Source organism: Microbulbifer hydrolyticus (genome assembly GCF_009931115.1).
GTDB classification, from domain to species: Bacteria; Pseudomonadota; Gammaproteobacteria; order Pseudomonadales; family Cellvibrionaceae; genus Microbulbifer; species Microbulbifer hydrolyticus.
The window spans coordinates 2665833-2685991 of the sequence record NZ_CP047491.1 but is presented as its reverse complement, the minus strand read 5'-3'; the positions used below and the strand labels follow the sequence as shown (position 1 = coordinate 2685991).

Here is a 20159-nt window from a genome sequence, read left to right as displayed (position 1 = left end):
CTTCGCCCGAGCGCTCACTGGCAAAACTGCTTGATACGTTTTGCCGCTTCGATGCATTCATCCAGCGTCGCCACCAGCGCCATGCGCACATACTCTGCGCCCGGGTTTACGCCGTTGGCCTCGCGGGCCAGGAAGGCACCGGGGAGGACAGTGATGTTCTGCTGGCGGAACAGCTCGCGGGCAAATGCTTCGCCATCGCCTACCTTGGGCCACAGGTAGAAACTCGCCTGTGGTTTTTGCACATCGAGGCAGCCATCGAGGATTTCCAGCACGGCGTCAAATTTCTGCCGATAAAGTGCGCGGTTTTCCTGCACGTGCTGTTCGTCCTGCCAGGCGGCGATTGATGCGTATTGTGTCGGCACCGGCATCGCGCAGCCGTGGTAGGTACGGTAAAGCAGGAAATTTTCCAGGATTTCTGCATCGCCAGCGACGAAGCCGGAACGCAAGCCGGGCAGATTGGAGCGTTTCGACAGGCTGTGGAATACCACACAGCGGCGATAATCATGACGGTCGAGCTCTGCGCAGGCCTGTAACAGGCCGGGGGGAGGGCTTGCTTCGTCGAAATAGAGTTCCGAATAGCATTCGTCAGAGGCGATGGTGAAATCGTAGCGATCCGAGAGCGCGATCAATCGTTTGAGATCGTCGATGTCCAGCAGAGCGCCGGTGGGGTTGCCCGGGGTGCACAGGTAAAGCAGTTCACACTGCTGCCAGACCGCTTCGGGCACGGCGTCAAAATCCGGTTTGAACTCGGTCTCTGCCCCGCAGTTAATAAAGTGCGGGGTGGCCCCGGCGAGAAAGGCCGCGCCTTCGTAAATCTGGTAGAAGGGATTGGGCATCAGCACTTTAGCGCCCGGCGAAACCACGGCCTGGGCGAAGGCGAACAGTGCTTCGCGGGTGCCGTTGACCGGAATCACCTGAGTTTCCGGGCTAACCGCATCCAGCTTGAACCGTTCGCAAAGCCAGTGGGCAATGGTTTCCCGCAACGGGTCCAGCCCCTTGGTCAGTGGATAGGCAGCGAGTTTGTCGAGATTGTCGATCAGCTCGTCGCGCACAAAGGCTGGAGGCGTGTGTTTGGGTTCGCCAATCGACAGCGCGATATGGGCCAGTCCCTCGGGTGTTTCCAGCCCCTCTTTTAGTTTCGCCAGTTTCGCGAAAGGGTAGGGCTGCAGCTGTTGCAAATTCGGGTTCATCATTTTTCTGTTTGCTGGCGATTTGTTCGCGATGCCAATGTTAATTGCCAATCTCTAAACGCACGTTGCCACTCACGGTTGTGGTGGCAACGTTGCCTGGTGTGCATCCAGTTCCTGGCAGATGGCCTGTTCCAGGGTTTCGATCAGTGTTTTATCGGTGAGCGGCTGATCGTCCGCATCGGTGATATGGAAAATATCCTCGACACGCTCACCGAGGGTGGAAATTTTGGCGTTGTGCAGGCGCAGATCGTGGGTGATAAAAATCCGCGCGATTCGTGCGAGCAGGCCAGGTCGGTCGGCACTGGTGATCTCCAGTGTGCTGTACGTATCTTCCGGCTCGGTGGATATATGGGCCTGGCTGGGCAGGTGGAACATTTTCAGGCGTCGCGGAGTGCGGCGCTTGATGACCTTGGAGTAGTCCTCCACCAGTTTCAGTTCCTGTTGCAGGGTGTTGCGGATCTGCTCCAGGCGTTGCGGTTCGTCCAGCAGCGGCTGCCCCGACTCATCCAGCACGTAGAAGGTGTCCAGGGTATAACCGCCGGCGGAGCTGTAAAGCCGCGCATCGTGAATGTTCAGGTTCAGCATGTCGAGGCCGGTGACCACCGCCGCAAATACGTTGGCCCGGTCCGGTGTATATACGAACACTTCCGTGGCACCGTCGTGTTCACCGGGGCCGGAGTTGCGGGTCAGCACCACGGTATCGCTGTCTTCGTCGCGCTCCGGGTCCTTTTGCAGCTGGTAAATGGCAGCGGTGTGCCAGGTGATGTTGTCGGCGCTCTCGCGGACGAAGTAGTCTTCCCCCATTTCTGACCAGATATCTTCGACGGCATTGCTGGGCAGGCCCATAGCGCGAAGCATGTTGCGCGCCTGCGCCTGGGTTTCGATGTAGATCTCGTCGCGATCGATGGGGTTTTCCAGTCCCCGGCGAAGGGCGCGCTGGGTATGCTGGTAGAGCTGGCGCATCAGGCTGGCACGCCAGCTGTTCCACAGGTCCGGGTTGGTGGCATTGATGTCGGCGACGGTTAACGCAAACAGGTAATCCAGGTGCTCGCGGTCGCCCACTTCGGCGGCAAACGCGTGGACCACTTCGGGGTCGGAAATGTCCTGCTTCTGGGATACGGCACTCATCAGCAGGTGTTTTTCCACCAGCCAGCAGACCAGGCGGCGATCCCGTGCGGAGAGCCCGTGACGTCGACCGAACGCATCGGCATCCACGACGCCGAGTTTGGAGTGGTCGCCACCGCGTCCTTTTGCAATGTCGTGGTACAGGCCGGCGATGTACAGCAGTTCCGGCTTGCGCATGCGCGACAGGATTTCGGCAGCGAGTGGGAATTTTTCCCAGGCATCCTCGCCACGGAAGCTGCGCATATTGCGCACTACCTGCAGGGTGTGGGCGTCCACGGTGTAGATATGGAAAAGGTCGTGCTGCATCTGCCCGGTGACGCGGCCGAATTCCGGCAGGTAGCGACCAAGGATGCCATAGCGGGTCATGCGGGTGAGCTGGGTGGAGAGCCCGCGGGGGCTGCGCAGCAGCTGCATGAACAGGCGCGTGTTGGTCGGATCCGCACGAAACTGGTCGTCAATCAGGTGTCGGTGTTCGCGGATCAGGCGGATGGTGGAGGCCCGTACGCCCTGGATTTCCGGGTTATTGGCCATCAGCACAAAAATTTCCAGCAGTGCCGGCGGGTGCTCGATAAAGGTGCGGGTGACGGTCGCCTCAATCGTGTTGCCGCGCAGCTGGAACCGCTCATTGATGGGGGTGACTGGCAGGTGTTTACCCCGCTGCAGAATCACCTCGTCGAGGAACTGCAGCATCACGTCGTTCAGTTCCCGCAGCGCCATCACGATGCGGTAGTAGGTGTGCATGAACTGCTCAACCGCCAGGTGGGTGTCGTTGTCCTTATAGCCGAATTCCCGTGCCAGCTCTCGCTGGTAGTCGAACAACAGGCGCTCTTCGGGACGCCCGGCCAGCAGGTGCAGGCCATAGCGCACACGCCACAGGAAGTCCTCGCCGGACTGCAATATGGCGAACTCCTCTTCGGTGAAGAACCCCTTGCCCTGTAGCTGCTTGAGGGTACGCACCTTGAAGTAACGTTTGGCTACCCAGTTGATGGTCTGAATGTCCCGCAGTCCGCCGGGAGCATTCTTGATATTGGGTTCCAGATTGTACTCCGCACCCTGCTGCCTGCTGTGGCGAGACTCCTGTTCCGCGTACTTGGCGCTGAAAAACTTGTCCGCCGGCCAGATGTTCTCGGGCGTCATGCGCTCGGCCAGCGCTTGGTGCAGCGCCGGATTGCCCACAACCGTACGGCACTCCATCAGGTTGGTGGCGACGGTGATGTCCTCTGCCGCCATCTCGATACAGTGATCCACGGTTCTTACGGAGTGGCCGATATCAAGCTTCAGGTCCCAGAGGAAGGCGACCAGGCGCTCAATATTGTCCACCGTGTCGCCATCGGGCCTGGTCCGGCTGAGGATCAGCAGATCGATATCGGACTTGGGGTGCAGTTCGCCCCGGCCATAGCCGCCGACCGCCAGCAGGCTGATGTCGTCCTGCCATTGAAACTGGTGCCAGGCGTAATGCAGCAGGCAGTCCACAAACAGGGCGCGTTCATAGACCAGGGTGCGTACATCCTCACCCTCGCGAAAGCGACGTGCCATATGGGTATCGGCCGCGCCCACGGCGTCTTTGAATATTTCCAGTGTGGGCCGCTCACCGGCCTTGAGGTCGCGTCGGAAACGGGACTGGTCAAAGAAGAACAGGGGTTTTTCGAAATGCGGGATCTGGGCCAGCTGGATGGAGCTCATTTATGTCGATTCCGGTTCGGCGCCGTGGCCACGCATGTATGCGGAGTCACGGTGGGCCGGTTGTTCCTTCCCTGGCCCTGGAGGCCATGTTCGCGCGAGCTTTGCGGTGAGTGACTACCGGCTTAAAACGATTCTTCCTTGCGCGCGGTCAGGATCTCTACGCCATCGGCGGTTACCGCCATGGTGTGCTCCCACTGGGCGGAGAGGCGACGGTCCACGGTAACAGCGGTCCAGCCGTCACGCAGCACCCGGCTGCCGGGCTTGCCGGCGTTGATCATGGGCTCGATGGTAAACGTCATGCCTTCTTCCAGTGCCTGTCCGGTACCGGGTTTGCCGTAGTGCAGTACTTGCGGGTCTTCGTGGAATACGTCGCCGATACCGTGGCCACAGAAGTCCTTGACCACGGAGTAGTAGTTCTTTTCCGCATGCTGCTGAATAACGTGACCGATGTCGCCAAGTGTGGTTCCGGGACGCACGATCTCGATGGCCTTGTACAGGCACTCCTGGGTCACTTTGACCAGGCGCTCGGCATGGGGGACGGGTTTGCCGACGAAGTACATCTTCGAGGTGTCGCCGTACCAACCGTCTTTGATCACGGTGACGTCGATATTGATGATGTCGCCTTTTTTCAGCACCTTCGACTCCGATGGGATGCCGTGACAGATTACCTCGTTCACGGAGGTGCAGATGGACTTGGGAAAGCCGCGGTAACCGAGACAGGCGGGGATCGCTTTCTGCACATTGACGATATGGTCGTGGCAGCGGCGATCCAGCTCTTCCGTGGTGACACCGGGAACGACATACTCGCCAATCATTTCCAGCACTTCGGCGGCCAGTCGGCCAGCGGTGCGCATTTTGGCGATCTGTTCTGGGGTCTTTACGGCGTTGGTCATGGATATTCCCGGAAATTCTCTACATTTTTGGGTGCTTTGGCGGCCGCCTTCTGTCGAGGTGCGGCGCATGCGGCGCGATATTGTAGCGGAATTACCGCTTTGCAGCATTAGCGGGCCTTTCGCCCCGCGCACCTTATGGTAGGAAGCGGGTACCGGCGGAGCGAGCTGGGCTTAGGCGCCCCGACGGCCGCGGGTTCGGGTGGCCTCAGGCGCATTCCTTGCGGCGCTATACTTCCAGCTCTTCGCGTAATGTGGTATAAAGCGCGCCGCTTTGGGCGGTGCCCAGGCGAAACTAACCAAACGGGGTGGGTTTTTCTCTGCCCCGAACAAACGCCGCACATATACCGGCACATTCTCCTGGGTGTCTTCACAGTCAGTTTCTGAAGGTGGGGATTGGTGAATGGGGTGTATGGAGGATGTAACCCGGGAAGCGATCGGCAGCCGTAAAAGTCCGCCGCTTCCACGTGATAACTGAGGTTTATTATGCCGCAAGTCAGCATGCGCGATATGCTGCAGGCTGGTGTCCACTTTGGCCACCAGACCCGCTACTGGAACCCTAAGATGGGTGAATTCATCTTTGGTGCCCGTAACAAGATCCATATTATCAACCTGGAGCACACTGTTCCGGCCTTCAACGAAGCCCTGCAAGTCATCAAAGGCATGGCAGCGCAGAAGAAGAAGATTCTGTTTGTTGGTACCAAGCGCGCTGCGCAGAAGTCCATCAAGGAACAGGCCGAGCGTTCAGGTCAGCCCTACGTCAGCAACCGCTGGCTGGGTGGTATGCTCACCAACTACAAAACCATCCGCGCTTCCATCAAGCGTTTCCGCGATCTCGAAGCTCAGTCTCAGGACGGTACTTTCGAGAAGCTGACCAAGAAAGAAGCCCTGATGCGCACCCGCACCATGGAGAAGCTTGAGCGCTCCATCGGTGGTATCAAAGACATGGGCGGCCTGCCTGACGCACTGTTCGTGATTGACGTTGAGCACGAGCGCATCGCTATTCAGGAAGCCAACAAGCTGGGTATCCCGGTAATCGGCATTGTTGATACCAACAGCAGCCCTGAAGGCGTTGACTACGTAATCCCTGGCAACGATGACGCCATCCGCGCTATCAAGCTGTACACCACTGCGGTGGCCGACGCGGTTGTCGCCGGTATCTCCGAAGCTGGCGGTGCTGCTGCGCAGAGCGAATACGTAGAAGCAAACGACGATCAGGCTGCTGCTGACTCCTAATTGTTGAGTCATAGCCGCAGGCTACTGGCGGTGTAACATTATTGGGTTACGCTGCAGGGAAAAGGGGCCACTTATCCGGCCCCTTTTTTTCAAATCCATCAAAGAATTTGAATCTGAACCCGAGGATTGAATCATGGCGATTACCGCGTCAATGGTAAAAGAACTGCGTGAGCGCACCGGCCTGCCGATGATGGAGTGCAAAAAAGCACTGACCGAGGCCGATGGCGATATCGAAAAAGCGATCGAAGATCTGCGCAAGGCCTCTGGCCTGAAAGCGGCCAAAAAGGCCGGCCGTACCGCGGCAGACGGCGTTGTTGCTGCCAAGGTTGCCGAAGATGGCAGCTACGGCGTTCTGGTAGAAGTGAACTCCGAGACTGACTTCGTTGCCCGCGATGACAACTTCCAGGCGTTTGTTGGCAAGGTTGTCGACAAGGCATTTGCCGAGCGTCAGGAAGACGTTGCAGCCCTGATGCAGGGTGAGCTGGAAGAAGCGCGCGAAGCGCTGGTTCAGAAGATCGGTGAGAACATCGGCGTGCGTCGTATTCAGCTGGTTGAAGCGGCCAAAGTTGGTGCGTACGTACACTCCAACAACCGTATCGCGGCAATCGTTGCCCTGAGCGGTGCGGACGTTGAGACTGCGCGCGACGTAGCCATGCACGTAACCGCGGTTAACCCGCAGGTTGTGAAGCCGGAAGATATGCCGGCGGAAGTGCTGGAAAAAGAAAAGGAAATCATCAAGGCGCAGCCGGATATGGAAGGCAAGCCTGCCGAAATCGTCGAGAAGATGATGGGTGGCCGAATCAAGAAGTTCCTCAAGGAAAACAGCCTGGTGGAACAGCCTTTCGTCAAGAACCCGGATGTTTCCATCGCCAAACTGGTGAAGGACGCAGGTGGCGACGTGATCAGCTTCGTGCGTTTTGAAGTGGGCGAAGGTATTGAGAAGGAAGAAGTGGACTTCGCAGCAGAAGTGGCTGCGCAGGTGAAATCCTCCTCTTGATGTCTGAATTGCCGGCGGCCTTGAGCCGCTGGCGCCAGCGGGGTGCTCCCGGGGTGTTCATCAGAATACTTCCGGGGCACCCCGCTGTAGTATCTGGCCTGGGCCAATTCGGTGTTCAAAACTTGAGCGATTGGGTTGTTGGCTGGGCTGAATATAGAGTTAATGAGCCCTCCTGAGCGGCAGGGCCATAGGTAAAGCGCCGAAATTGTTGTAATGTTCGGCGGGCGCAATCCGGAATGCGGTTTGCGTCTCAACACAGAATTTAGCCCGTGACAGTTGAGGAACAAGGGATGCCAGGTATTAAAGACCGCAAGTACAAGCGAATCCTGTTAAAGCTCAGCGGAGAGGAGCTGATGGGCGAGCAGGGGTTTGGTATCAGTCCCAAGGTGCTGGATAAAATGGCACTGGAAATTGGGCAGTTGGTAGGAATCGGCGTCCAGGTCGGCCTGGTCATTGGTGGCGGCAACCTGTTCCGCGGTGCGGCATTGAATGCGGCCGGTCTCGACCGGGTGACCGGTGACCACATGGGCATGCTGGCTACCGTCATGAACGCGCTGGCTATGCGTGATGCGCTGGAGCGCTCCAATATTTCATCCCGTGTGATGTCTGCTATCCAGATGAGTGGGATCGTAGACCACTATGATCGCCGCGCGGCAATCCGCTACCTGGAGCGTGGAGAAGTATTGATTTTTGCGGCCGGGACCGGCAATCCGTTTTTTACCACCGATTCCGCCGCCTGTCTGCGCGGCATCGAAATTGAAGCGGAAATGGTGCTCAAGGCGACCAAAGTCGATGGCGTTTATTCCGCCGACCCGGTGCTGGTGCCGGATGCTACCCGATACGACCGCCTCACTTATGACGCGGTGCTCGACAAAAAGCTCGGCGTTATGGATTTAACTGCAATCTGCCTCTGCCGTGAGCACAACATGCCTGTGCGGGTCTTCCGTATGGACAAGACCGGCGCGTTGCTGAACATCGTTGTGGGCGGTCAAGAGGGTACACTTATTGAAGAGGATGTGGATCAGTGATTGACGATATCAAGAAAGAAGCGGAAGGGCGCATGAAGAAAGCCCTGGAAGCCCTGGGCAGCAACTTCAACAAAATTCGCACCGGGCGAGCGCACCCCAGCATTCTCGACGGCATTCAGGTCTCCTACTATGGATCGGACACCCCGCTGTCCCAGATTGCCAATGTCAACGTGGAAGATGCGCGAACCCTTTCTGTGACGCCTTGGGAGAAGAACCTGGTGCCGGAGATCGAGAAGGCCATCATGAAGTCCGACCTCGGCCTGAATCCGAGCACCGCCGGTGCGGTCATCCGCATTCCCATGCCAATGTTGACGGAAGAAACCCGGAAAAACTTTATCAAGCAGGCCAAGAGCGAAGCGGAAGGAGCGCGTGTTTCCATCCGCAACAACCGTCGCGATGCGCTGGCGGAAGTGAAGGCGCTGGTAAAGGACAAGGAAATCTCCGAGGACGACGAGCGTCGTGCATCGGATGAAATCCAGAAGTTGACCGACAAGTACGTCGCTGAAGTGGAAAAGGCACTGTCAGTGAAAGAAAAAGACCTGATGGAAATTTGATGTCTACAGGTGGTACCGGTGTGACAGCGTATGAGCGGCCGGGCCCCCGGCATGTTGCCATCATCATGGATGGCAACGGTCGCTGGGCTGCGCGCAGGGGGTTGTCACCCTCGGCCGGGCACAAAGCCGGTGTGGAGCGGATTCGGGACCTGATTGAGGCCTGTAAAGAGCGTCATGTGGAGGTCCTTACGCTGTTCGCTTTCTCCAGTGAAAACTGGCAGCGTCCGCCCAAAGAGGTGGAGCTGTTGATGACGCTGTTTCAGTCTTACCTGCGCCGCGAGGCACGCAAAATGCGCGAGCAGGGGGTGCAGTTGAGGGTGATCGGTCGCCGGGACCGTTTTTCGCTGCGATTGCAGCGGGCGATTGCGGATGCAGAAGAGCTGACCAGAGAAGGTAACAGCGGAACGCTGGTGATCGCTGCCGATTACGGCGGTCAGTGGGATATCGCCCAGGCGGCCCGCGCATTGGCCGAAGAGGTTGTCAATGGCAGCCGCTCACTGGACTCCATTGATGACGAGGCGTTGGGTGAGCATGTGCAGTTGTCGGATCTGCCGCCGGTCGACCTGTTGATTCGCTCTAGTGGCGAACAGCGTATCAGTAACTTCATACTCTGGCAGGCGGCCTACAGTGAGTTTTACTTTACGGAAACCCTGTGGCCGGATTTTGATACGACTGAGCTGGATTGCGCCCTGGACGCGTACCGGCGACGTGATCGTCGCTATGGTGGGCGCAGCCAGGGAGACCTGGAGGCGCAGGCCTGAGGGCTGACGCAAAGTTGACCCGGCTGAAATTCCCGATGCGGCCGGTCACCAGAATAAATTGATCAAGGGTTAAACGGTGCTAAAACAACGAATAATTACCGCGCTGGTGTTGGTGGCTTTTTTTCTCGGACTGCTTTTCTGGGTGCCGCTGCAGTCATTTTCTATTGCCATCGCCGGGGTCATTCTGCTCGGCGGCTGGGAGTGGGCCAATCTTTCCAATCTGAATCGCGCTTTGCGGTTTGTATTTCTCGCGGTGCTGGGTGCTGCCCTGGTTGGCACCGCACGCTACGTATTCGACTTCGATTTCTCCAACCCCGATACTGACCGCGCACGCCAGATCCTGGCGATTGCCTGCGGATGGTGGGCGTTGGCCTTCCTGTGGGTGCAGGGGTACCCTGCCAGCGCGATGTTATGGGGTAACCGATGGGCCCGGGGAGTGATTGGCCTTGTGGTGCTGGTACCTGCCTGGCTGTCGGTGGTGATCCTTCAGGGGCAGGAGCACGGTGCCTGGCTGGTGCTGTTTGTGGTGGCCGTGGTAGTGGCTGCGGATGTAGGGGCATATTTTGTGGGGCGAAAATTCGGCAAGCACAAACTTGCCCGCGAGGTAAGCCCGGGCAAATCCTGGGAAGGCTTCTTTGGCGGCCTGGCTGCCTGCCTTGTGCTGGCATTGGGCGTGTCTATCGCCTTCGATCTTCCGACCAAAAATACCATCCTGTTCACGTTTGGTGTTCTGGTGACCGCCCTGGCGTCGGTAATTGGCGACCTGGTCGAAAGTATGTTCAAGCGCCACCGGGGCATCAAAGACAGCAGTCGTATCCTGCCCGGGCACGGCGGTATCCTTGATCGCCTGGACAGTCTCACTGCAGCCCTGCCGGTATTTACCATGGCAGCCCTGGCCAGTGAACTTCCAAAGTATTTATAAGTAGGGCGTATCTTGTCCGTGTATCGCCCCGCAAGTGGGCCGTCGACGAAATTTGGCTCCGTAATCGGTTTGATCCGATTTACCGGTGGGGCCCAGAGGTAGTTCGTTTTCATGTATTCCAGCACCCCGCAACCGGTCTGTGTTCTCGGTTCCACCGGATCCATTGGCGTCAGTACGCTCGATGTTCTGGATCGCCACCCTGACAGGTATTCCGTATTTGCACTGACTGCGCGCGAGCGTGTGGAAGAGCTGGCACAGCAGTGCCGGAAATACGCGCCTCGCTATGCGGTGGTGCTGGAAGAAGAGAAAGCCTTCCAGCTCCAGCGCTCGCTCAGTGGCGAGCGCTTGCCGACAGAAGTCCTGTGGGGTGTTGACGCTCTGTGCAAGGTGGCTTCCGACGACCGGGTGGCGGTCGTAATGGCGGCCATTGTGGGGGCAGCGGGTTTAAAGCCGACGCTCGCTGCTGTGCGTGCCGGTAAAAAGGTCCTGCTGGCCAATAAAGAGTCCCTGGTGATGGCAGGCCCGTTGTTTATGGCTGCGCTGGCTGAAAGCGACGCGCAGCTATTGCCGATCGACAGCGAACACAATGCCATCTTCCAGTGTCTCCCATACCCCTGTGACACGCTTGACAAGGCCGGCGTGGAGCGGATTCTGCTCACCGGCTCCGGTGGCCCCTTTCGCACTAAACCCTTGTCGGCGCTGGGAGCGGTGACGCCAGACGAAGCCTGCGCCCACCCCAACTGGTCTATGGGGCGCAAGATCTCCGTGGATTCCGCAACCATGATGAATAAAGGCCTCGAATTTATCGAGGCCTGCTATCTTTTTCACGCCAGTCCGGTCGACATTCAGGTGGTCGTTCACCCTCAGAGCATCGTGCATTCCATGGTGCAGTACCGGGATGGCTCCCTGTTGGCGCAGATGGGGAACCCGGATATGCGTACCCCCATCGCCCATGCGCTGGCCTTTCCGGAACGTATCGACAGTGGTGTCGCCGCTCTGGATCTGATCAGCCAGGGGCGTCTGGATTTTGAGGCGCCGGATGAGTCACGTTTTCCGTGCCTCAGGCTGGCACGCGAGGCCATGGAGGCGGGCGGTAGCGCGCCTACGGTACTGAATGCCGCCAATGAGGTTGCCGTAGAGGCCTTTCTGGGCGGGAAGTTACCGTTCACCGGGATCGCCCGGGTGATCGAAAAGGTCATGAAAAGCAGCGAAGTGGTTGAACTGACGGACCTGGATGCAGTCGAACAGGCTGACCGGATCGCTCGCGAGCGGGCCTGCGATGTTTTGGAAGAGTTGTACGGCGCCCATTGGGGCCAGCCGTGCCCGCAATCGAGATCAATGTAAACTGACCCCATGCTAGATTTCTTACAAACTGCTGTTTGGGCCCTGATTGCCCTGGGTGTACTGGTGAGCTTCCACGAGTTTGGTCACTTTATCGTGGCGCGCTGGTGTGGGGTCAAAGTACTGCGTTTCTCTGTCGGTTTTGGTCGCAGGCTGGTGTCGCGTTTCGATCGCCACGGCACCGAATTCACTGTTTCCGCTATTCCTCTGGGCGGCTACGTAAAGATGCTGGACGAACGCGAGGGCACGGTTGCTCCGGCAGAGCTGGATCAGGCATTCAACCGCAAGAGCGTGTGGCAGCGCATGGCGATTGCCGCCGCCGGCCCCGCTGCCAACTTTTTATTGGCGATTGTGCTGTTTTGGGGCGTTTTCCTCGGCGGTACCTCGGGGGCAGTACCAATCGTCGACAAGGTCGAACCCGGTAGCATGGCGGCTATTGCCGGTCTCGAGGCAGGCCAGGAAATCATCGCTGTCGACGATCAGGCGACACCGACCTGGCAGGCGCTGAACTGGCGTCTCGCCAACCGCCTGGGTGACACCGGGCACATAAAATTCTCTGTGCGGTATCCGGACTCTTCCCTTGAGTACCATATGTATGCGGATATCGAGCGCTGGCTGGCAGGTCAGGAAGTGCCTGACCCGTTACAGGAAATTGGTATCCAGCTGTGGATTCCTCCGGTAAGCATGCAGCTTTCCCAGGTGGTGCCGGGCAGCCCTGCCGAACAGGGTGGGCTGAAAGCCGGGGACGAGATTGTTGCAAGCGACGGTCGCCAGTTCGACAGCTGGGAAACGTGGACCAGCTATATCAAAGCGCGTCCCGAACAGCCTGTGGAGGTGTCCATCCTCCGCGATGGTACTGAGCAGCGCGTATTGGTCACGCCGGATGCCGTCAAGCTGGACTCCGGTGAGGAAGTCGGGCGAATCGGCGTGTTGCCAGTGGCTGCATCCTGGCCGGATGAGCGTGTCCGCCGCTACCACTACGGCGTGCTGGGCGCATTCAGCAAGGGGCTTGATGAGACCTGGAGTAAAACCGTCTTTACCATCGACAGCCTGAAAAAACTGCTGTTCGGGCAGCTCTCAACCCGCAACTTGAGTGGCCCAATCACCATTGCTAAAGTGGCCGGCACTTCGGCGGACGCGGGATGGCAGTCATTTCTGTCGCTGCTGGCCTTGCTCAGTATCAGCCTCGGCGTATTGAACCTGCTGCCTATACCGGTTCTCGACGGCGGGCACCTGCTCTACTACGGCATTGAAGCCATCAAGGGCTCTCCGGTTTCAGAGCGGGTGCAGGTGATCGGATTGCAAGTGGGGATGGCTATGGTGCTGGGCATCATGGCGCTGGCTCTGTACAACGACATCCTGCGCCTTTAACGGCGCGGCAATTGAGCTCCTCCGGGAGCAGAATAGTGTTCGAACGGGCATTCTTGCCCGGCGGGAATTGCGAATAACAACTCGGAACTAGTAGATGAAGAATTTCCTGAAAGCGGCTTCGTTTGGCCTGGCTCTGCCTATTGCAGCCTATGCCCAGTCGTTTGTGGTCAACGATATTCGCGTTGAAGGCTTGCAGCGTGTTTCCGCCGGCAGCGTGTTTGCCGCTTTGCCTGTACGCGTTGGCGATCAGATAGAAAGCCTTGATATCCAGAGTGCAACGCGTGCGCTCTTCCGCACCGGTTACTTTCAGGATATCCAGATAGGCCGGGAGAATGGCGTGTTGGTGATTACCGTGCGCGAGCGCCCGGCGATCTCCAAGATAGAAATCACCGGCAACAAGGCCATCAAGACCGAAGACCTGCTGAAGGGCATGAACGATAACGGCCTTGCTGAAGGGCAAATCTTCAAGCGTGCCACACTGGAAGGTCTGGCGCAGGAGCTCCAGCGCCAGTATGTCGCTCAGGGCCGCTACGGCGCCAGCGTGAAAACCGAAGTCAAAGAGCTGCCTCGCAACCAGGTGGAACTGAAGGTTGTGGTGGACGAAGGCTCCGTCGCTGCGATCAAGCACATCAATATTGTCGGCAATCGCGCATTTTCCGATGAAGAACTCGGTGAAATTTTCGAGCTTCAGACCACCGGCTGGTTGTCATGGCTGAACAGTGACGACAAGTACTCCCGGGAAAAGCTCACCGGTGACCTGGAGCGGCTGGAGTCTTATTACCTGGACCGCGGTTACCTGGAGTTCAAGATTGACTCCACGCAGGTATCCCTGAGCCCGGACAAACAGAGCGTATTTATCACCGTCAATATTACCGAAGGTGATATTTATAAGGTTTCTGATGTCGAGCTTGCCGGTGACCCCGTGGTGTCCGAGGAAGAAATCCGTCGCCTGTTACTGGTGCGCAAGGGGCAGACGTTCTCCCAGGTATTGATGACCACCACGTCTGACTACATCACCAAGCGCCTTGGAAACGAGGGCTATACCTTTGCCGAAGTCAATGGCATGCCGGAAGCCAATGAAGAAGACAAAACCGTCAAAGTGACCTTCTTTATCGATCCGGGTAAGCGCGCTTACGTGCGCCGCATTAACTTCCGTGGCAACACCCGTACCTCGGACGATGTACTGCGCCGTGAAATGCGACAGATGGAATCCGCTTCGGCGTCTTCTGCGCGTATCGAGCAGTCCAAAGTGCGCCTCGAGCGCCTGGGTTACTTCAAGGAAGTGCAGGTGGAAACCACTGAGGTTCCCGGCACTTCCGACCAGATCGATGTGGAGTACACCGTTGAGGAGCAGCCGTCCGGTACCATCGGTGGCACCGTGGGGTACGCCCAGGGTAGTGGCCTGGTGCTGGGTGCCAACGTCCAGGAGAACAACTGGCTGGGTACCGGTAAATCCGTAGGCTTTGCGGTGAACACCTCCAGATACCAGTCCGTGGTGAACTTCTCCTATACCGATCCGTACTTCACGCCGGACGGGGTAAGCCGTGGTTTCAATGTGTTCTATCAGGAGCGGGATTATTCCGAGATCAACCTCTCCAGCTATAACACCACCACCTACGGTGCCGGCCTCAGTTTCGGTTATCCGATCTCTGAAATTTCCCGTGTTGGCCTGAATGTCGGTTTTAATCACCTGGAGCTGGGTTCTCAGCGTAACTCGGTAAAAGAGATAAGTGAGTCGCCGAAACCAATTGAGGGTGTTGATGCGGTCTATCTAAACTCCACTGAAAACAATCAGTTAATCCTTGATGCCATTGAAGCTGGCGAGGCTCTTGACCTGAGTATGCCTGTACAGCCAGATCAGTTAAATACGGATTTAAATGGTTTCATAGATCTGTACGGCGATGCATTCGATACTTGGTCTCTGACGACCTCCTATGCTCGATCCACCTTGAACCGAGGTATTCTTGCTACTCGCGGTGCATCGCAGCGAGCCTCAGTGGAGATCGCACTTCCCGGTGGAGATCTCGAATACTACAAGTTTATTTACACCGCGCAGTATTTCCGCCCGCTGACCAAGGATCTCACCTTGCGCTTGCGCACGCGGCTGGGTTATGCAGAGGGTTATGGCGACACCGAGCAGCTGCCATTTTTCGAGAATTTCTACGGTGGTGGTTTTGGTTCTGTGCGAGGTTTTGAGCGAAATACTTTAGGCCCGCGTTCTACCCCCGCGACCCCATACCTGTTGACGCCTCTCTCTTTCACTACTACATCTCCAGCAGCTCCCTGTGCAGTGAATGAAGAAGGGCTTACAACCAAGCGGTGTTACATAGAGAGTGAAGTCGATGGTGATCTGGCGGTGCAGCCCAATAGCCGCCAGCCACAGCCTTTCGGTGGCAATATTTTGGTCGAAGGTAGTGCAGAAGTAATCTTCCCGATACCCTTTGTGAAAGATCAGCGCTCCATGCAGTCGGCATTTTTCATCGATGCGGGTAATGTTTTCAGTTCCAGCTGTGGCGTATCCCAGCTGAACTGTTACGATATCGACGCGAAATACCTCAACGTTTCGGCTGGTATCGGGCTGACCTGGATTACCGGTTTCGGTCCTCTGACTTTCAGCCTTTCCAAGGCGCTGGAAGAAAATGACGATGACGATGTGGAAGTATTCCAGTTCTCACTGGGTAACAGTTTCTAATTTATAAAAACTTGTGCTCACGAGAGCGCAGCAAACGGACAGAGATACGGAGAATAAACGTGTTCAAATTTGTAAAAGCAAGTGCAATTCTACTGGCGGGCCTGCTGTTTACCGGTGCCGCGGTAGCGCAAACCAAGGTCGCCGTGGTTAATATCCAGGCCGCGATCATGAGCACTGAAAAAGCTTCCTCCAAGATCAATGCCCTGAAAACCAGTTCTGAGTATTCTCAACTGCAGAACAGCGCAGAAAGCATCCGCGCAGAAGTGCAGAAAATGGCAGAAGATGCGCAGAAAAACGGCGTAACCTGGTCCGACGAGAAGAAAGCGGAGCATCAGCGCAAAATGAACTTCAAGCGCTCCGATTTCGAAACCGCAGTCAAGAAGCTGCGTGCAATGGAGGGGCAGGCTGTACAGGATTTGCAAAAAGACCTTCTGCCTAAAGCCAAGTCTGCACTTGAAGAAGTAATTAAAGAGCGCAAGCTGGATCTGGTGCTGGACGCCAACTCCGCAGTATACGCTGGCACCAGTGCGAACCTTACCGAAGAGCTGGTAAAGCGCCTGAACGCTGCAAAGTAATCGCAACAGAACCTTATCTGGAACGTCGATATGAGCGAGCAGCCAACACTGGCGCTGTTGGCTGAAAAGCTGGGCGCAGAAGTCCGCCTGGCGGTGGGTGCCAGTGACAGGCTGGTGCCCACAGGGCTCAACACCCTGCAAGACGCCAACAAAAATGAAGTCAGCTTTCTGGCCAGTGCAGCCTACAAGCGCTTCCTCCCTTCCACGCGCGCCTGTGCGGTACTGGTGACGGAAGAGCAGGCGGATATGTGCCCGGTCACTGCGCTGGTTGTCCCAAACCCCTATCAGGCTTTTGCGCTGGCGACGTCAATTTACGACCGGACGCCGCAATATGCCTCGGGTGTCGATTCGAGTGCGGTAGTGGCCCCTACCGCGCAAGTGCATGAGAGCGCCTATGTCGGACCGGGCGCCGTAATTGAGGCGCACGCGAGGGTTGCCGAAAATGCGGTAATCGGGGCAGGCAGTTTCGTCGGTGTTGGAACCACTATTGGCGCGCGTACTCGTCTCTTCCCCGGTGTTGTGCTCTACCATGGGTGTATGGTGGGCGCAGACTGTACCATTCACAGCAATACTGTAGTGGGGGCCGACGGCTTCGGCTTTGCCCCTAGCGACGGCAAGTGGATCAAGATCCATCAGCTTGGCGGTGTCGAGATTGCCGATGAAGTGGAGGTGGGCGCAAACACATGCATTGACCGGGGTGCGCTTGGCAATACGGTCATCGGTCGAGGGGTCAAGATCGACAACATGGTGCAAATCGCGCACAATGTGCAGATTGGTGACTACTCAGCCATGGCAGCCTGCTCTGCAGTGGCGGGTAGTGCCATTATCGGAAAACACTGCACCATTGCCGGTGGTGTGGGTATCGTCGGCCATGTGACCATTGCGGATCGTAGCCACGTTACTGCGCGCACTCTGGTCACCAAGTCCATTGAGGAAGCCGGCTCATACTCCAGTGGTACCCCTTTCTCGGATAGTCGTTCCTGGCGCCGTAATGCGGTGCGCTTCGGGCAGCTGGATCAGATGGCGCGGCGCGTAAGCAGCGTAGAAAAAGCGCTCGAAAAGGCCGGGCAGGGCGGTGCTTCACAGGAGCAGGTGTCAGGCAAATCACCGGACGGTGGAACGAGCTAGGGCCGGATCAGTACCGGTCGTTGGTCACAAAACAGATTTTTATCAGTATATTCGGGGCGTCAGGCGCCCCGAAGTGGTTTCTGGGGACATATCGTCATGATGGACGTACAGGAAATTCGTCAATACCTGCCGCACCGCTATCCTTTTCTTTTGGTTGATCGCGTTGTTGAGCTGGAAGAAGGTAAATCGATCAAGGGCTACAAGAATATCTCGATCAATGAAGAGGTGTTCAATGGCCACTTCCCGCAAGCGCCCATTTTTCCGGGCGTGATGATTGTGGAGGCCCTGGCGCAGGTGTCTGGGATTCTCGGTTTCAAGACCCTTGGGCAGAAGCCGGAGGATGGCTATCTGTACCTGTTTGCAGGGATCGACAATGTGCGCTTCAAGCGCCAGGTAATCCCCGGAGACCGTCTGCAGCTGGAATCGGAAGTGGTATCCGAGCGTCGCGGTATCTGGAAGTTTGCGGGCAAGGCTAGTGTGGACGGTGAGTTAGCCGCCTCCGCGGATATTCTCTGCGCGGTCAGAAAGATCTGAAGCCACGGTGTAAATGATTGGTCGCAGTAGCGGCAAGCTGTTGTGACCAACTTGTTTTTTATATTCGCCGTTCGGGGGTAAAGTATCGGCGTTGTTTGCGGTGTCATTGGGTCAGGTTTGAACTGATTGGTGCCCGCAGGCGGAACCCGAGCCGGTGAGGAGAAGATCACAGAATGCAGACCAGTATTCACCCGACAGCGATTGTCGACGACTCGGCAATAATCGGTGAGGGCGTGCAAATTGGCCCTTACAGTGTGATCGGGCCGGACGTGGAAATCGGCGATGGCTGTGAAATTGCCTCCCACGTTGTTCTTACCGGGCCGACCACGCTGGGTAAAAACAATCACATCTATCAGTTTGCCACGGTAGGGCAGGACACTCCCGACAAAAAATACCAGGGAGAGGCGACCACCCTCGTTATCGGCGACAATAATGTTATTCGCGAAGGCGTCACTATTCACCGGGGTACCGTGCAGGATCGTGGTGAGACAACCATCGGGAATGACAACCTGCTTATGGCCTACGCGCATATCGGTCACGATAGCGTAATCGGTAATCACACAATTCTCGTCAACAACGTTGCGCTGGCAGGCCATGTGTTTGTGCGCGACTGGGCGATTCTGAGTGGCTATACCCTGGTTCACCAGTACTGCACGATCGGTGAGCACGCGTTTACGGGGATGGGTGCCGGAATTGGTAAAGATGTGCCGGCATACGTAATGGTGGCAGGCAACCCTGCGGAAGCAAAAACCATCAATGCCGAAGGTTTGCGCCGTAGAGGTTTCAGTCGGGAGGATATCTCCCTGATTAACAAGGCCTACAAAATTGTTTATCGGCGTGGGCTGACCACGGATGAAGCGTTGGAGTCTCTGGCACAGCTTCGTCAGGAGTCCGCAGCCATCCAACCGTGGATCGATTCCCTCGAAAACTCCACACGCGGCATCGTCCGCTGAGGTAGCTGCGTGACTGAGCGAAACGTGTTGCGCATCGGTATGCTGGCCGGTGAGGCATCGGGCGATATTCTCGGCGCTGGTTTGATCGCGGCACTGCAAAAGCGTTTTGACCGAGTTGAGGTGACCGGCATAGCTGGCCCTCGGATGCAGGCTCTGGGGGCCGAATCCCTGTTCCCGATGGAGCGCCTGTCCGTGATGGGGCTGGTGGAGCCGCTGAAGCGCCTGCCGGAGCTATTAAAGATCCGTCGCACACTCCGTCAACATTTTATTGCCAACCCCCCAGACCTGTTTGTGGGTATCGACTCGCCGGATTTTAATCTTGGTCTCGAGGAGGCGCTGCGCTCCGCCGGTATACCGACCATGCACTACGTCAGTCCGTCCGTATGGGCCTGGCGTCAGGGGCGTATCAAGAAAATTGCCAGGGCGGTTGACCACATGCTGACGCTGCTGCCTTTCGAGGCAGAGTTCTATCGCGAGCACGATGTGCCGGTGTCGTTTGTTGGTCATCCTCTCGCTGATGAAATACCGCTGGAAGTCGACGTGCCGGCGGCAAAGCAGGCACTGGGGTTTGCGGCGGAGGATGAAGTTGTGGCGCTGTTGCCCGGCAGTCGCGGAGGTGAGGTCCGTTTACTGGGACCACTGTTCCTGCAGACGGCGCTCTGGTGCTCACAGCGGCGCAGGAACCTCCGTTTTGTGTTACCGGCGGCCAGTGCTGAGCGCAAAGCGCAACTGGAACAGCAAGTCGCCACCCTGCCGGGGGCGCAGGAGCTTCCGCTTACCATTCTCGATGGCCAATCCCAGCAGGCGCTGGCCGCCGCGGATGCCGTCCTGATTGCATCGGGGACGGCCACGCTGGAAACCATGCTGATGAACAAGCCGATGGTGGTCGCGTATAAAATGGCGAGCCTTTCCTACGCTATTTTTTCTCGTATGCTGCACACTCCGTGGGTATCCCTTCCCAATTTGTTGGCGCAGCGTGAGCTGGTGCCAGAAATTCTCCAGGACGATGCCACTCCGGAAGCTCTGGGTGCTGCGGTGCTGAATTATTTTGACGACCCTCTGCTGGGTGATCGCCTCCGCAGGGAGTTTAGTGAGCTTCACCAGGAGCTGCGTCGCGATGCTTCCGAGAAGGCGGCGGATGCGGTCTGTAACCTTATCAACCGATAACTTTTAGTTGTA

At 57.3% G+C, this 20159-nt stretch carries 17 protein-coding genes; 14 read left to right on the top strand and 3 right to left on the bottom strand.

The features are described from left to right. Positions 1 to 14: 14 nt before the first annotated feature. The 3 genes from dapC to map all read right to left on the bottom strand — a co-directional run bounded on the left by dapC (position 15) and on the right by map (position 4891). A complete protein-coding gene (dapC, locus tag GTQ55_RS11420; protein WP_161860130.1) occupies positions 15 to 1190 on the bottom strand; it encodes a succinyldiaminopimelate transaminase in 1176 nt (391 codons plus the stop codon). Positions 1191 to 1262: 72 nt separating this feature from the next. After that, a complete protein-coding gene (locus GTQ55_RS11415; protein ID WP_161858847.1) occupies positions 1263 to 3998 on the bottom strand; it encodes a [protein-PII] uridylyltransferase in 2736 nt (911 codons plus the stop codon). 122 nt (positions 3999 to 4120) lie between these two features. Further along, complete coding sequence (map, locus tag GTQ55_RS11410) at positions 4121 to 4891, bottom strand: type I methionyl aminopeptidase (RefSeq protein ID WP_161858846.1); 771 nt, start codon at positions 4889 to 4891, stop codon at positions 4121 to 4123. Between the two features lie 483 nt (positions 4892 to 5374). On the opposite strand from map, the gene rpsB reads away from it, so the two are divergent. From rpsB to lpxB, 14 genes are all read left to right on the top strand, one after another. Further along, complete coding sequence (gene rpsB, locus GTQ55_RS11405) at positions 5375 to 6124, top strand: 30S ribosomal protein S2 (protein WP_161858845.1); 750 nt, start codon at positions 5375 to 5377, stop codon at positions 6122 to 6124. Positions 6125 to 6257: 133 nt separating this feature from the next. After that, positions 6258 to 7121, top strand: coding sequence for a translation elongation factor Ts (gene tsf / locus GTQ55_RS11400; RefSeq protein ID WP_161858844.1), 864 nt, complete (start codon positions 6258 to 6260; stop codon positions 7119 to 7121). Between the two features lie 290 nt (positions 7122 to 7411). Further along, positions 7412 to 8149, top strand: coding sequence for a UMP kinase (gene pyrH / locus GTQ55_RS11395; RefSeq protein WP_161858843.1), 738 nt, complete (start codon positions 7412 to 7414; stop codon positions 8147 to 8149). Then, a complete protein-coding gene (frr, locus tag GTQ55_RS11390; RefSeq protein WP_161858842.1) occupies positions 8146 to 8703 on the top strand; it encodes a ribosome recycling factor in 558 nt (185 codons plus the stop codon). The genes pyrH and frr overlap by 4 nt, the downstream gene beginning before the upstream one ends. Beyond that, on the top strand, positions 8703 to 9464 hold the full coding sequence (gene uppS, locus GTQ55_RS11385; protein ID WP_161858841.1) for a polyprenyl diphosphate synthase: 762 nt from the start codon (positions 8703 to 8705) through the stop codon (positions 9462 to 9464). The genes frr and uppS overlap by 1 nt, the downstream gene beginning before the upstream one ends. A gap of 76 nt (positions 9465 to 9540) precedes the next feature. Next, complete coding sequence (locus GTQ55_RS11380) at positions 9541 to 10386, top strand: phosphatidate cytidylyltransferase (protein WP_161858840.1); 846 nt, start codon at positions 9541 to 9543, stop codon at positions 10384 to 10386. A gap of 111 nt (positions 10387 to 10497) precedes the next feature. Then, a complete protein-coding gene (gene ispC, locus GTQ55_RS11375; RefSeq protein ID WP_161858839.1) occupies positions 10498 to 11730 on the top strand; it encodes a 1-deoxy-D-xylulose-5-phosphate reductoisomerase in 1233 nt (410 codons plus the stop codon). A gap of 9 nt (positions 11731 to 11739) precedes the next feature. Then, the gene (gene rseP / locus GTQ55_RS11370) at positions 11740 to 13098 is read left to right on the top strand and encodes an RIP metalloprotease RseP (protein ID WP_161858838.1); all 1359 of its coding nucleotides are present in this window, start codon (positions 11740 to 11742) and stop codon (positions 13096 to 13098) included. Between the two features lie 94 nt (positions 13099 to 13192). Continuing rightward, complete coding sequence (gene bamA / locus GTQ55_RS11365; protein WP_161858837.1) at positions 13193 to 15790, top strand: outer membrane protein assembly factor BamA; 2598 nt, start codon at positions 13193 to 13195, stop codon at positions 15788 to 15790. A gap of 59 nt (positions 15791 to 15849) precedes the next feature. Then, entirely contained in the window at positions 15850 to 16365 is a 516-nt protein-coding gene (locus GTQ55_RS11360; RefSeq protein ID WP_161858836.1) for an OmpH/Skp family outer membrane protein, read from the top strand. Between the two features lie 30 nt (positions 16366 to 16395). Then, on the top strand, positions 16396 to 17493 hold the full coding sequence (gene lpxD, locus GTQ55_RS11355) for a UDP-3-O-(3-hydroxymyristoyl)glucosamine N-acyltransferase (RefSeq protein WP_161858835.1): 1098 nt from the start codon (positions 16396 to 16398) through the stop codon (positions 17491 to 17493). A gap of 96 nt (positions 17494 to 17589) precedes the next feature. Continuing rightward, the gene (fabZ, locus tag GTQ55_RS11350; RefSeq protein WP_161858834.1) at positions 17590 to 18027 is read left to right on the top strand and encodes a 3-hydroxyacyl-ACP dehydratase FabZ; all 438 of its coding nucleotides are present in this window, start codon (positions 17590 to 17592) and stop codon (positions 18025 to 18027) included. 173 nt (positions 18028 to 18200) lie between these two features. Further along, positions 18201 to 18980 carry an acyl-ACP--UDP-N-acetylglucosamine O-acyltransferase gene (gene lpxA / locus GTQ55_RS11345; RefSeq protein WP_161858833.1) on the top strand — a complete coding sequence of 260 codons (780 nt, stop codon included), beginning with the start codon at positions 18201 to 18203 and terminating at the stop codon, positions 18978 to 18980. A 39-nt stretch (positions 18981 to 19019) separates the two neighbouring features. After that, positions 19020 to 20147, top strand: coding sequence for a lipid-A-disaccharide synthase (lpxB, locus tag GTQ55_RS11340; protein WP_161860129.1), 1128 nt, complete (start codon positions 19020 to 19022; stop codon positions 20145 to 20147). Positions 20148 to 20159 lie beyond the last annotated feature (12 nt).

Bases quoted from the DNA above. Each gene is read 5' to 3' on its own strand.
- rpsB (WP_161858845.1), top strand. From the start codon at position 5,375: ATGCCGCAAGTCAGCATGCGCGATATGCTGCAGGCTGGTGTCCACTTT.
- ispC (WP_161858839.1), top strand. From the start codon at position 10,498: ATGTATTCCAGCACCCCGCAACCGGTCTGTGTTCTCGGTTCCACCGGA.
- lpxA (WP_161858833.1), top strand. From the start codon at position 18,201: ATGCAGACCAGTATTCACCCGACAGCGATTGTCGACGACTCGGCAATA.
- rseP (WP_161858838.1), top strand. From the start codon at position 11,740: ATGCTAGATTTCTTACAAACTGCTGTTTGGGCCCTGATTGCCCTGGGT.
- bamA (WP_161858837.1), top strand. From the start codon at position 13,193: ATGAAGAATTTCCTGAAAGCGGCTTCGTTTGGCCTGGCTCTGCCTATT.
- lpxB (WP_161860129.1), top strand. From the start codon at position 19,020: ATGCTGGCCGGTGAGGCATCGGGCGATATTCTCGGCGCTGGTTTGATC.
- lpxD (WP_161858835.1), top strand. From the start codon at position 16,396: ATGAGCGAGCAGCCAACACTGGCGCTGTTGGCTGAAAAGCTGGGCGCA.
- dapC (WP_161860130.1), bottom strand. From the start codon at position 1,190: ATGAACCCGAATTTGCAACAGCTGCAGCCCTACCCTTTCGCGAAACTG.
- tsf (WP_161858844.1), top strand. From the start codon at position 6,258: ATGGCGATTACCGCGTCAATGGTAAAAGAACTGCGTGAGCGCACCGGC.
- fabZ (WP_161858834.1), top strand. From the start codon at position 17,590: ATGATGGACGTACAGGAAATTCGTCAATACCTGCCGCACCGCTATCCT.
- uppS (WP_161858841.1), top strand. From the start codon at position 8,703: ATGTCTACAGGTGGTACCGGTGTGACAGCGTATGAGCGGCCGGGCCCC.
- pyrH (WP_161858843.1), top strand. From the start codon at position 7,412: ATGCCAGGTATTAAAGACCGCAAGTACAAGCGAATCCTGTTAAAGCTC.
- GTQ55_RS11415 (WP_161858847.1), bottom strand. From the start codon at position 3,998: ATGAGCTCCATCCAGCTGGCCCAGATCCCGCATTTCGAAAAACCCCTG.
- map (WP_161858846.1), bottom strand. From the start codon at position 4,891: ATGACCAACGCCGTAAAGACCCCAGAACAGATCGCCAAAATGCGCACC.